Source organism: Neobacillus niacini, assembly GCF_023715415.1.
GTDB lineage: Bacteria > Bacillota > Bacilli > Bacillales > Cytobacillaceae > Neobacillus > Neobacillus niacini_C.
On the sequence record NZ_JAMBOB010000001.1, the window covers coordinates 449598 to 462987 of the forward strand.

Genomic DNA, 13390 nt, shown 5'->3' on the forward strand with positions numbered 1-13390 from the left:
TCTAACTTTTAAGAAAATGTTTTAATGGTAACATAAGCTTAAATATTGTTCCTTTTCCCTCTTCACTTTCAACTTGAATTTCTCCATCATGTTCTTCAATAATTCGGTAACTAACCATTAATCCTAATCCCGTACCTTTTTCTTTGGTGGTATAAAAGGGTTCTCCGAGTTTTATTATTTTATCCTTTGGAATCCCCATTCCTTCATCTTGAATACATATTTGGACTTTGTGTTCTTCTATTTTATTTATCTTTATTGTGATTTGGCCACCGTTTGGCATGACTTCAATAGCATTTTTTATTAGGTTAATAAAAACCTTTTTCAGTTGATTGGGTTCACAATAAACGAATGGTAAATTAGCTTCATAGTCTGTATGAAATTGAACATTGTAAAGCACTGCTTGAGCACTTAATAAATCAACCGTTTCCTTCATAATTTGACGGACGTCTTTTTCTTGAAATCTAATTTCCTGTGGTTTTGCAAGGATTAGGAACTCATTAATAATCGAATCAATTCTGGCTAGCTCTGAGGTAATTACATCGTAATACATCGAATTTTCAGCTTTAATACTAGGCTGTAGCAATTGAATAAACCCCTTTAATGCAGTCATTGGATTTCTAATTTCGTGTGCAATTCCAGCCGCAAGCTCACCGACAATATTTAATCGATCAGACTTTCTCAACTGTTCCTGCATTTTAGCCTTTTCCGTTACATCAATAATAACGGTTAGATTCTGGCCATCAATAATTCCGAGCTTTGTTGAGTAATCAAAATGTCTCGTCGTCCCGTCAATCATTTCAATGACTATCGAGGAACATTGCTTGCCTAATTCCATTGCTTGTTCAATGTGATCCATAATCTCCTGCTTTTTCTCTTCTAAAGTAGTAAATAAATCTAATAGGGACTTCCCTATAAGTCTATTTTTTGAAAGCCCGAAGATTCTTTCTCCAGAGTGATTGATATCGATAATTTGAAGCTTGTCATTCCATAAAATCAATCCGTCCATTGAATACTCAAAAATTCTCTGGAATTTTTGTTCACCAGGCAATGCCTCGTTCTGTTTCGCTGTATTCTCCACTTGCTCCACCGCCTCACGAAACCCAAAATAAGGTAATATCATATATCCTAATATTCTACATATTTAAATAAAACCCTTTTTACTTGACAAATTTATTACATTGGAAAACTTAAAAAAGGTAAAGCGAAAATTTCCCCGCTTTACCTTTATATTTAGGCTCTGTTAAAATTGGCTGTTGATTTGTGCTCCAGGCGCTTCGCTTTCCGCAGGCGGTTCGGGAAGCCTCCTCGGCGCTAAAGCGCCTGCGGGGTCTCCCCTGTCCCGTCCTCCTGCAGGAGTCTCGCGCCTTCCGCACAAATCAACAGAGTGCCAAAATCAATAATAAGCTTTTACACAGCCTTTAATTACAGTAATGGATTTTCGTGCTTTGCTTTAAGACGCTGCCATCTTTTTTCAACTTCTGCTTCAAACTCTTCTAAGATTGATTTGTTCTCTTCTTTTAACATATGTTTTGTTTTACCCATGTATTTAAGCCATTCAGAAATAGCTACACGTTTGTTTTTATCTTCTGGGTTATAGGTAATGCTGGTAACACCTTGCTCAACCTCATATAGAGGGAAGAAACAAGAATTTACAGCTTGCTCCAAAATCGTGGTTCCATAACGATCCTCTGATTTCCAGTTAAGCGGGCAAGTAATCAGGATCTTACCATAAACAGTACCAACATTTTGTGCATACCACTGTGCTTTCGCACCCTTTTTAACTAAGTCCTGCGGGAAGCTTTCCGCCCCTGTAAATACGTAAGGGATATTTGTTGCTGCCATAATTTGCGCAGTATCCTTGTGGTGGAATCCTTTTCCCTTTTGTGCTTTCCCTACACCTGATGTGCTTGTCATATGACCCAAAGGCGTAGAATAAGACATTTGTGAACCAGTATTCATATAGCCTTCATTATCATACTCGAGCATAATCAACTTATGTCCACGAAGGGCAGTTCCTATCGCAGATCCCATCCCAATGTCCATTCCGCCGTCACCAGTTATCATGACAAACGTAGCATCATCAGACACTTCGATTTCACCGCGGCGTTTTAATTCCATAAACGCTTCAAGTGTTCCAGATAACGTAGCAGCGCCATTTTGGAATAAGTTATGCATCATGGTTTGTTTATGAGAACTATGCGGATAAGAGGTTGTTGTAACATACGCACAGCCGGTTTGGAATAATGTGACGATGTCACCTTCTATTCCTTTGAAGAATAATTCCAATCCACCAAATATTCCACACCCAGGGCACGCACCGTGTCCGGAAGCAATTCGCTTAGGCTTGCCAGTCAACGCACGAAGCGGTGGAATTTTCACCTTTAGTTTGTTTGCTTCTTCATCCATTTTCACATCAATTAAACCAGTTCTGTATACATCACCGTGCTGCGGTGTAATTACTGGCTTCAGAATATCATCTGGATTACCAGGAACATGACCATAATAATCAAATGGCTTTTCAGCATAGCCTTTTTCCATTGCATCGATGGCCATATCAAAGAAATTATGTGCATCAGAAGCGTAGAAATCTTTACCGCCTAAACCGAAAACTCGACTTAGCACGATAGTTTGATTTTCACGGTCTTCCTGAAGGGCAGATTTCACTTCATGTGTTAAATTTGGTCCATTTGCTCCATAGGAATCTGCACGTTCACCAACTAATAATGCTTTTACATTTTTAAGGGCTTCACGAATTTCCTTCGCTGGGAATGGACGGATAATATTCGGGCTGATTACTCCAGCCTTTATTCCTTTTGCACGTAATGTATCTACTACATCTTTTGCTGATTCACCAGCAGAGTTCAACAAGAATAACGCAACCTCTGCATCTTCCATTTTATATAAATCAAGTACTGAATACTCACGGCCTGAAATACGGGCATATTCTGCTGCAACCTCTTTATAAACCTCACCAGCAGCGTAAATGGCTTCAGATTGTTGGAAATTGTTGTTGATTAGGTCATCCCCATTCATATGAGCACCAATTGTTACTGGTTTCTTTGGATCTCTCGCAAAATGGTAGTCTGTTGGACATTCACCCACAAACTTCTGCACGACACTACGATCCTTGAAATACTCAACTCTGCGCTTTTGATGGGAAGTGAAGAATCCATCATACGCAACGATAACCGGAAGACGGACCTTAGAATGTTCAGCAATTTTCAGAGCCATTATATTCATGTCATAAACAGCTTGCGGCGTACTAGCTGTTAAGATAACCCAGCCAGTATTTAACGCAAAGTAAAGATCAGAGTGATCTCCTCTTATATCAAGCGGTCCACTTACCGCACGTGTGACAAGATTCATAACCATAGGAAAACGGGTTCCAGATTGAACTGGCAGTTGTTCAATCATATAAAGAAGACCATTTGCACTTGTTGCATTGAATACCCTTGCACCGGTAGCTGAAGCACCATAGCAAATACCTGCAGAACCATGTTCACCATCAGCTGGAATCAGCTTAATATCGTGCTCGCCACGGGCTTTCATTTGATCCAGAAATTGGGCAACTTCTGTAGATGGTGTTATAGGGAAATAACCCATAATATGGTAATTTATTTGTGCAGCAGCCATTGCAGCCATTTCATTTCCTGATTCAAAGGTTGATAGCTGTTGAGCAACCCCTTGATTCTTTAACTTATCTTCTAAAATTGCCATTATGAAATCCCCCCTGCTAGATACGGAAAGTTCTGTTTTACACGGTTAGCATCTGCATATCCAATCATTTCACGAAGATCACCTAAAGCGTCAGTTGGACAAGCTTCAACACATTTTAAACAGCCCTTACAATATTGATAATCAATCCCTTTAAGGAACATTTGCTTTCTGCCCTTCTTATCTTCGCCAGCTTCCCAAACGAAGCAATAGTCTGGACAAACATTATCGCAGGCAGCACAGTGGATACACTTATCCTGTTCAAACTGTGGAAGAAATCCTTGTCGTGAACCACTTAAATCTTTTAATATACTATTACCTTGAGTGGTCATTACTCCGCCGATTCCCTGGGTCATGTATCCTAATTGTGGCAATGTCCGTGAAAAATTTTTACCTTCTGCCCCTTCTGGCACTTCATAGGTTTTAAATTGAACTTCATTATAGCCACGGTCAAACGTGCGGATATTCGGTTCAACTAAATGCGGATATTTTTTTTCAAATGTTTTGCGAATAACATTTCTCATAGAATCAGGATCTAGAAAATCGCAGATACGATATAGCGCACCGAGCATTGCAGTGTTTACCTTTGTTTTTTCTTCAACTGCAATCGTTAAAGCGTCAACAATAGCAAGTGTCCCATATTCTAACTTTAAATCCTTTCTCACTTCATCAAACTCTCTAGCTGTATTTATAAGTGCGATTCCATCAGCATTTAATCCACTTACAACATCGATTGTTCTATATAATGCTTCATGGAATACAGCAACAATATGTGGCTGCTCTATTGGGCTGTGATCTCTTATTTCTACATCTGGATCACAATACCGGATAAAACTTTTTACAGGTGATCCTTTCTTTTCAGAGCCATAAGATGAAAAATTAGATCCGTTCAAACCTAGACCTAGTACTCCAGCTTCGGCTAACATTTTTCCAGCTAAATTTGCTCCAAGTCCCCCAATTGATTCAAGGCGAATCTCGAAGAAACCAAGCTCATTTTTCTTTGGCAATATAGACATAATGTCCCTCCCCTTCGTGTATAAAAAAAACATAGAAAATACAAAAATATAAATTCCCCTAATTCATTGTAGGATAGATTTTTTTATTACGCTGTGACAAAAATCAAACATCTGCAAAAAAATTCTATAACACTTTTTAAAAATTAAATAAAAACGTTATTTTATCTGGTTTTGGTATAGCATTTTGTATGTATAACAGCTCTCTCCCTGTAATATAACAGGTGTTTTTTATATCGATTATGTTTTTTTATAAAAATAGGATATAATATACTATTGTTTTTAATTTGCCCGAAGGAGTTTTATTATGAACGTTATTTGCTGTACTTTAAATGCTAAATATATACATACGAACCTAGCTATTCGCTGCTTAAAGGCTTTTGCTGCTCCGGAATTTAACATCCAATTAAAGGAATATACGATAAAAGATCCGGTAATGAACATTGTGTCAGACCTCTATCAGCAAAAACCAACAATTATTGGATTTAGTTGTTACATCTGGAACATTGAAGAAACCATTAAGGTGGTCAATATGATTAAAAAAATTGACCCATCTATTCAGATTGTATTTGGTGGCCCAGAAGTATCTTATGACACGGTAGAATGGATGGAAAAGCTTCCAAGTGTTGACTTTATTGTGATGGGTGAGGGTGAACATTCATTTAAGCAGCTACTTTCTGAGTTGAACGGCGAGGGCAACTTTAAAAATGTACATGGACTCGCCTATCGTGAAAACGGAAAAGTCAAAGTGACACCCCAAATGAATAAACTCGACCTTAAGGAACTCCCATCCCCCTATCGATTTCCTGAAGATAAAGCTCATTTAGGTAAACGTGTCACCTATATTGAAACAAGCAGAGGCTGTCCATTTAGCTGTCAATTCTGTCTTTCTTCTATTGAAGTAGGGGTACGTTATTTTGATAGGGAGAAAATTAAGGAAGATATTCGTTATTTAATGGCTAATGGGGCAAAAACGATTAAGTTTGTTGACCGTACATTTAATATTAGTAGAAGCTATGCAATGGAAATGTTCCGATTTTTAATTGATGAACATCTTCCTGGAACAGTTTTTCAGTTTGAGATCACTGCTGACATCATGAGGCCAGAGGTTATTGAATTTTTAAATAATGAAGCACCAAAAGGCTTATTCCGCTTTGAAATTGGTGTGCAATCGACAAATGATTATACAAATGAGCTTGTCATGCGGAAACAAAATTTTGCAAAACTAACAAGAACCGTTACCATGGTGAAGGATGGCGGAAAAATCGACCAGCACCTTGATTTAATCGCTGGTCTGCCAGAGGAAGATTACGCATCCTTTCGGAAAACGTTTAATGATGTTTTTGAACTTCGTCCTGAGGAACTGCAGTTAGGATTTTTGAAAATGCTGCGGGGAACTGGGCTAAGACTTCGTGCTGATGAACATGAGTATATTTATATGGATCATTCTCCATATGAAATTTTGGGGAATAATGTCCTCTCCTTTAATGATATTCTCAGAATTAAACAGGTGGAAGATGTGTTAGAAAAATATTGGAATGACCATCGCATGAACCACACAATTGAGTATTTAGTGAGGAACGTATTTTCTTCACCTTTTGACTTTTTCCAGGAGTTTGGTACCTATTGGGATGAGCAAGGCTGGTCAAGGATTGGTCACCAGTTAGAGGATTTATTTCGAAGATTGTTCTCCTTCCTTCAATATCGGAAGGTAAGTGACCTCGATATTATTGCTGGCATGATGAAATATGATTATTTAATAAACCATAAATATAAGCCACGAAAGCCATGGTGGGAACAAAGCTTTACTAAACAGACAAGAACTGAAATCTATAAACAAATCGTCGATAATCCACTGCTATTAGGGCAAGCCTTTGTGGAACTAGAACTTGATGAAAAAGAATTATATAAGCATACGATGATTGAAGAGCTTTCCTTTAATCTTTCTGAATACTTATCATCTGGAAAAATAACTAAGCAGTCATCTAATTTAATCGCTTATTTTGATCCTGCTAACAAAGGGACACTAATCTTTTCATATAAAGGATAAAGAGAAGCCGGCATAGAGCCGGCTTACTTCTTTTTTGAGGACTTTTTATGTTCCTTGTTTGACTGAAGCACCTCATATAGCTTGATTCCATTTACATCTCCAAATTCAATGCTAAATTCTTCACGTGTGTTTTGCACACTTTTTTTGTCTTTCATTAACTTCTTCCTTTTTTACCTAGTTTTGAATTACGGTTTGCAAATCTTATAGCATTGTTATTATCAGTAAATTCTGCAGAAAATTCACTTTCCTGTACATTCTTATGTGGTGTTTTAGAATATTTTTCTACTGCATTATGCTCTGCTTTTCGTTTAGCCATTTTTTCGTCCTCCCATCATTGATGTTACATCTTTAGTTTTCTTCAAAAGAGGGAATTCAATCACTTCCTTATTTTTCATAAATAAAATTGTCCATCCAGCGGAAAATAAAGAAAAATAGGAGTGAGTAAAATGACCAATAAGAAAAAGCAAAAACCTGATAATCCTACAATGAATGAAACAATTCCACATCAAATTAATGCTCCAAGTTTCGAGGGAACAGGTATTAAAATGCAGCCACCATTCATAAATGAACATGGGGTTGTCATTGGAGACAGCTTATATTCTTCTCCAAACTCTCCTTTGGAAAATTGGACTGAAAATACAGACCCTGAAATTATGGCCGGGGACGAATGGGTTCACCCAACCAATGATATTGGTTGGAATACAGCCGAAAATCGGGAATTGCTGGAGAGTAAAAAGAAACCACAAGCATATCCCTTCATGCATCCAGACAAGGATGTAAGCAAGGGAACTGATTAGATAACTTTCAGTATCCATTTCCGCAAAACATTACCACTTATTAAATTACAGAAATGAATCATAATACCAATACAGAGAAAAGAATTCTCTGTATAGATCTTAAGGAGTTGACAAAAATGGCTAACAGCAGCAATAAATTATTAGTTCCAGGAATAGAGCAATATCTTGATCAGGTTAAATATGAAATTGCACAAGAGTTTGGTGTAAATTTAGGATCCGATACAGTTTCCCGAGCAAATGGGTCTGTTGGCGGCGAAATTACGAAAAGGTTAGTTAAACAAGCTCAAGCGCAAATGGCTGGCCAATCTACACAACAATAACGCAACTAAATAACATGGAAAAAGTCCGGCATTTTGCCGGACTTATTTTTTCCCGTTATTCTCTTGTTTTTTTAATTTATTATGATTATTTGTCTTTGGTTTATCTTGTTTAATTTGTTTATTTGCTGTGTTATTCTCTATCTGTTTCTCTTGATGAGGTTTCCATTCTTCGCTGCCTATAGTATTGATGCCTTTCCTTGTATCAGGTGAAGCCTGCTTCCCATTTGTTTGCTTTTCTACAGCATTATTATTATTGCTTCTAATTTCTTGCTGACGATTATCAGCATTGGGACTACTATTTATTTCTGCCTGCTTTTTTAGCTGACCTGGCGGCAATGTTGAGTTTCCAGATGATTTAGTTGGATTATTCTTTATTTGTTTAATTTTTTCTTTCTTTTGCTTGTTTTGTGCAGAATTATTTTTACCACTATGATAAATTCCGACAGGAACACCGGAGTTGCGGGCTTTTTCAACCTCAGCTTCTGTTGTTGTATACATCTTTACTTCTACAGGATGTTTATCAATTGTTTGTTTAATTTTATCGACATTTTCTTGTAATTTGGCTGCCGCTTTTTCTTTAAGCTGAAGTGTTTTTACCGTTGAGATCACAACAGGCTCTGTCTGTGCAATTATCCCTTCATCTTTTAACTCTGCTACAAGAATGGCCGTTAATTCAGAAGCGTCTTTTTTCTTCCAATCTTCAAGCTGAGAGATGATGGTTTCTGCTTCTTTAGTAAACCCCTTTAATTCAACGACCTCCATATTTTTATTAAGTCCCATTTCAATACTCGTGTTAGTATCTATAGACATATAGGCATATGTCTTATTACTTTGATATACCGGGAAAAGAGAACCTAAACTAACCATTAGAACAGCCATTGACATCAAAACTTTTCTTAACGTAAAAAAGTTTTTAAATAAATTTGTTTTATTTCTTTCTAGATAGCCAGTAACGGGAAAAAAATCTATTTCTTCACCTATAGAATAAAGTCTATCCATTTTACGGGCACGTAAGAATTCTCCATCTGAAGTTAGTAAAGTTAAATAGGGATCGTCAACTTCCATTACAATTCCTTTTTTCATGTCTCTAGCACCCCCTTAAGTAATCATTTAGGTATACATAATCATTCGATAATATAAGTGCAATCGCAATAATATATTTTCGATTTCGCTCAATTGTCTTTCGACTGACATTCACTTTTTTTTCTAATTGTTTTATCGGAAGGCGCTTTTTTTCAATTAGAAAGTTTTTTAATTCCTTATCATCTACTAAAAGCTTAGCGACAAGAATAGCATTCACCCTTGCATCTGCATGTTTAGGTGAATTCTCAACTAAATCACTAAAGCTTAAATCAAATGAAGTTAATAATGCTTGAAATTGAATAATTTCATCTTTTCTTAACTCTTCATCCGATATTTTCTTATATTCCTCTAGGGATAGCTCATTCACAATTACCATGCCTGCTGTCTCATCCTCAAGTGATGAGTAGGTCAAGTCGATACTAACATGCTGATTTTTCGTTTGTTTTCGAATATAATCAATAACTCTTCTCTTGATTATGACTTCTGCAAAACTAAGCAAAGAGCTGCCTTTCTCAGGTGAATACTTTTCAATAGCCTCATTAAAGGCAATCAGACCAATACTAAATTCGTCGTCGGTTTCATAAATATATCGTTTACATACTGCAGAAACATTTTTCGCTATAAATGGTTTATAAGAATCTATTATTTCATTTAATAGTAAACGGTCCCCTTGTTGTATTAAAAGAACCGATTCCTCTAACGTTCGTTTTTTATACTTGCTTAAAAACAATAAACCTAGCATTGTCACACCTCACAATAACCCAATTATACCATAGTGCTGGGATCTTGGATTTTATGAGTATCAAGCATATGTGGAAAAATTAAACCCCAAGAAAGGCTATTTTTTCCTGTGCTTTTTTATAGCTCTATTAATTTCTTTTTCCGCTTGTTCCTCTAATTCTTTCACCTCAAAGTTGTTAACACCCTTTTTCTACTAAAGATGTACGTTTCATTAGACCCTTTTATGGGGGCATAAAAAAATTCTAAACAAAAAAAGCTACTAATCAGTTTCTGATTGGCAGCTTTTTTCGGGATTTTAATATCCATCCTATCAAGAATCCAATGAGTAACCCCGGAATAACAAATAGCATTGGTAAAAAAACAGGACCTGGATGAACATTAAAAATTGTAACCTTTGGTGAAATCATTAATCCTACTGTGACAAAATAGGCAGAAAATACAAATGGTAAATATGAATACTTTTCTTCGGCAGGCATTGCATAACGATAGCCATCCCACATTGAAAACATATAAACACACGGGTAAAACATTAGCCACTGATAATTTAAGACTGATTCAGCCCTTTTAATTTCACCAAGGAAACTGTACATGATTGCACTATTAAAATGACTCTTCACATTAATAATAAATTCTAGTATTACAAACAAAACACCCTTAATGTACTGGCCACTTAATAGCTGACTGAATCCTGGAAAGGCTATGCTCCATAATACTGCTTCTAATTTACTCATTTTTTTCATTTCTCTATCTCGCTTCTGATGTAAGTTACTTCCAAATTAGTTTTACCAGTAACGGACCGAATAAACGAGGTTGAGAAGAAATATTTTAAATCATGCTAGTATCATAAAATGGGTATTTGATAATTAGGATTATCCTTTTGTTTTAAGTAAAAGGCAGTCATTGGCTTTAGACCATCTTTAAAATCAGGACACATAATTCCTGATTCTTTTAAATCTTTCACTGCCTGCGTGCAATCAAAATGACCCTTCCAAGTAAAATAATCGAGTGCTTCTTTTTCTACCCTTAGATATTTTCTCATCGGCTTTATGGAAAGAAACCATTTGCCCACTGTTAACGGTAGGGTACCCATAGGTTTCTTGTTCATCAATTCATCCATCATAAAGGTATAAATTTCAGAAGCACGATAGGGACGAGGGTCTGTTAAATGATAGGTTTTACCAACCCCTTTTTCCAAAAAGCTAAGGTAAGAAGTTGCCTGAATGATATAATCTATTGGTACTAAATTCACATAGGCTTCTCCCTTGCCCAATTTCGGGAGAAGTGGAAGAAATTTTAATCGATCTAAAAAATTCATGATAAAATAGGGGCCATCAAATTTAATCGTCTCTCCGGTTTGAGAATGACCTTTGACGATTCCTGGCCTAATAATGGTAATTGGAATTTCCTTTTTTAGTTTTTCCACCAAAACTTCAGCCTCATACTTTGTTTCCTCATAATGATTTTTAAAACTTGTCGGTCGAATAAGCTCTGTCTCGTATAGATTTCCTTCACGACTACCTACAACATATGCCGTACTAAAATATACATAACGTTTTAACTGAGTCAATCCTCTTACCCAGTTATTCACATTATCTGTACCATTCACATTAATTTTAAAAGCAATATCCCTTGGTACTGCCAGATCATAAATCGCAGCAAGATGAAATACATGTGTAATCTTTCCATTTAGGAATTCTTGGGTTTCATCTGAAATCATGAGTGATGGCTGAGTAATATCACCTTCAATAAGGACAAATGCTTCATCCTTCAGACCTAGTTCTGTAAGAATAGCTTGACGTTCCTTTCTTGCTTTATCCATCATCCCTTGAAGTACTAGTACGTATATGACACCCTTTAAATCATTCCTTTTTAGTACTTCCCGAATCAATTGGTTGCAAATAAAACCCGGAAAACCTGTAAAAAAGTATCCATATTCCATCCTTATCCCCCCAAAATATGATAATGGCATTTGTACTAATTGTAAGTCGATTCCAATAATAGAGTCAAGTTGTAATCTGAATTTTCAGTATATTTTATCCGAAAGAAATGACGGGAATATCCCGTCACTCTTAGTCCTGATCCATTGGGTTATAGAGCTTCACATCTGGATTTTTTTCTTGGAACCAACGAAGCGCAAAATCATTTTCAAATAAAAAGACATAATGATCAAAGCGATCCTTGACAAGGAGACTTCTTGAGCTTGAAAGATTTTCATCTACACTATCTCCTTCAACCCATCTTCCTATTTTAGATCCCATACGCTCCATCAAAACTTCAGCATTGTATTCATTTCTCATCCGATGTTCAAAGACCTCGAATTGTAATTGTCCAACTGCACCTAACAAGTAATCATCAGTTTTCACAGTTTTATAAAGCTGAATAGCTCCTTCCTGTACTAACTGCTGGATTCCTTTATAAAAAGATTTTTGTTTCATTACATTCTTAGCAGAAACCCTAACAAAGAGTTCCGGAGTAAATTGCGGAAGTCTTTCAAATTGGAAATTCTCTTTACCGGAGGTAATCGTATCACCAATTTGATAAGTACCAGTATCATATAGGCCGATTATGTCCCCGCTGACAGCTTCATCAACCGTGCTTCTTTCTTCAGCCATAAAGGAAGTGGACTGAGAAAGCTTTATTTGTTTACCTAATCGCGGAATATTTACGGTCATTCCTCGTTCAAATTTACCCGAACAAATTCGAACAAAAGCAATCCGGTCACGATGGGCAGGATTCATATTTGCTTGAATTTTAAAGACGAAGCCCGAAAATTGCTCTGCAAGTGGATTAATTTCACCAATGGATGAATTTCGAGCCATTGGAGCTGGAGCAAATTGCAGGTATGTCTCTAAAAAGGTTTGGACGCCAAAAGTGGTTAAGGCACTGCCAAAGAAAACGGGAATAATCTTTCCTTCAGCTACTTTTTCAGGTGAGAAATCATTGCCAGCTTCGTTTAACAGCATAATCTCTTCAAGCGTTTGGTCATACAATCCTGAAACCTTTAAAGGATGGTCACCTTCTATTTCCCCATCATCATTCAAAGCTATGAAACGATTTTCTTCATTTACTCTAAATTGTTCAATTCGTTTGTAATATCGGTCGTATATACCAAGAAATTCTTTACCCATCCCAATTGGCCAGTTCATGGGATATGTTTCAATTCCAAGAACCTCTTCTAATTCAGCAAGCAACTCTAAAGGAGCTTTCCCTTGACGGTCAAGCTTATTAATAAATGTGAAGATAGGAATTCCACGCATCCGGCACACTTTAAATAACTTTAAGGTTTGCTCCTCAATCCCTTTTGCAGAGTCGATAATCATTACCGCACTATCTACAGCCATTAGCGTACGATAGGTATCTTCACTAAAATCTTGGTGACCTGGTGTATCCAAAATGTTGACACGGAAATCATTATAGTCAAATTGCATAACACTGGATGTTACAGAGATTCCACGTTGTTTTTCAATTTCCATCCAGTCACTTGTCGCAAATTTACCAGTTTTTTTTGCTTTTACTGTTCCAGCATCTCGTATAGCTCCGCCAAACAATAATAACTTTTCTGTAAGTGTAGTTTTCCCAGCATCCGGGTGAGATATAATCGCAAAGGTTCTGCGTGATAGTACTTCTTCTTTAAGTTTGTTACCCATTTCAAATTCCTCTCTTTTAACAATC

Annotated in this window: 13 protein-coding genes; 3 read left to right on the forward strand and 10 right to left on the reverse strand. The window is 36.7% G+C overall.

Annotated elements, in window-relative coordinates; all coding sequences use genetic code 11:
• Position 1: 1 nt before the first annotated feature.
• The 3 genes from M3189_RS02125 to M3189_RS02135 form a co-directional block, all read right to left on the reverse strand.
• On the reverse strand, positions 2-1120 hold the full coding sequence (locus M3189_RS02125; protein WP_251631415.1) for a PAS domain-containing sensor histidine kinase: 1119 nt from the start codon (positions 1118-1120) through the stop codon (positions 2-4).
• Between the two features lie 302 nt (positions 1121-1422).
• The gene (locus M3189_RS02130) at positions 1423-3717 is read right to left on the reverse strand and encodes a thiamine pyrophosphate-dependent enzyme (protein WP_251631417.1); all 2295 of its coding nucleotides are present in this window, start codon (positions 3715-3717) and stop codon (positions 1423-1425) included.
• Complete coding sequence (locus tag M3189_RS02135) at positions 3717-4730, reverse strand: 2-oxoacid:acceptor oxidoreductase family protein (RefSeq protein ID WP_251631419.1); 1014 nt, start codon at positions 4728-4730, stop codon at positions 3717-3719. Before M3189_RS02135 ends, M3189_RS02130 begins: the two co-directional genes overlap by 1 nt.
• Positions 4731-5034: 304 nt before the next feature.
• Here M3189_RS02135 and M3189_RS02140 point away from each other — a divergent pair, with 304 nt between their 5' ends.
• Positions 5035-6777: a B12-binding domain-containing radical SAM protein gene (locus M3189_RS02140; protein ID WP_251631421.1), complete on the forward strand. Its 1743-nt coding sequence runs from the start codon at positions 5035-5037 to the stop codon at positions 6775-6777.
• A 23-nt stretch (positions 6778-6800) separates the two neighbouring features.
• Here M3189_RS02140 and M3189_RS26815 read toward each other — a convergent pair whose 3' ends face one another.
• Positions 6801-6932, reverse strand: coding sequence for a hypothetical protein (locus M3189_RS26815; protein WP_285889301.1), 132 nt, complete (start codon positions 6930-6932; stop codon positions 6801-6803).
• Entirely contained in the window at positions 6932-7093 is a 162-nt protein-coding gene (locus M3189_RS02145; RefSeq protein WP_251631423.1) for a hypothetical protein, read from the reverse strand. Before M3189_RS02145 ends, M3189_RS26815 begins: the two co-directional genes overlap by 1 nt.
• A gap of 130 nt (positions 7094-7223) precedes the next feature.
• On the opposite strand from M3189_RS02145, the gene M3189_RS02150 reads away from it, so the two are divergent.
• Together M3189_RS02150 and M3189_RS02155 are read left to right on the forward strand one after the other, a co-directional pair.
• On the forward strand, positions 7224-7574 hold the full coding sequence (locus M3189_RS02150) for a DUF3905 domain-containing protein (protein WP_251631425.1): 351 nt from the start codon (positions 7224-7226) through the stop codon (positions 7572-7574).
• A gap of 116 nt (positions 7575-7690) precedes the next feature.
• The gene (locus M3189_RS02155; RefSeq protein ID WP_251631426.1) at positions 7691-7894 is read left to right on the forward strand and encodes an alpha/beta-type small acid-soluble spore protein; all 204 of its coding nucleotides are present in this window, start codon (positions 7691-7693) and stop codon (positions 7892-7894) included.
• 42 nt (positions 7895-7936) lie between these two features.
• Here M3189_RS02155 and M3189_RS02160 read toward each other — a convergent pair whose 3' ends face one another.
• The 5 genes from M3189_RS02160 to M3189_RS02180 all read right to left on the reverse strand — a co-directional run bounded on the left by M3189_RS02160 (position 7937) and on the right by M3189_RS02180 (position 13365).
• Complete coding sequence (locus tag M3189_RS02160) at positions 7937-8977, reverse strand: anti-sigma factor domain-containing protein (protein WP_251631428.1); 1041 nt, start codon at positions 8975-8977, stop codon at positions 7937-7939.
• Between the two features lie 4 nt (positions 8978-8981).
• Entirely contained in the window at positions 8982-9719 is a 738-nt protein-coding gene (gene sigI, locus M3189_RS02165) for an RNA polymerase sigma factor SigI (protein ID WP_251631429.1), read from the reverse strand.
• Positions 9720-9981: 262 nt separating this feature from the next.
• Complete coding sequence (locus M3189_RS02170; RefSeq protein WP_251631431.1) at positions 9982-10458, reverse strand: hypothetical protein; 477 nt, start codon at positions 10456-10458, stop codon at positions 9982-9984.
• Between the two features lie 101 nt (positions 10459-10559).
• Entirely contained in the window at positions 10560-11657 is a 1098-nt protein-coding gene (locus M3189_RS02175) for an SDR family oxidoreductase (RefSeq protein WP_251631433.1), read from the reverse strand.
• Positions 11658-11787: 130 nt separating this feature from the next.
• Positions 11788-13365 (reverse strand): peptide chain release factor 3, encoded by a 1578-nt coding sequence (locus M3189_RS02180; RefSeq protein WP_251631435.1) that lies wholly within the window; start codon positions 13363-13365, stop codon positions 11788-11790.
• Positions 13366-13390 lie beyond the last annotated feature (25 nt).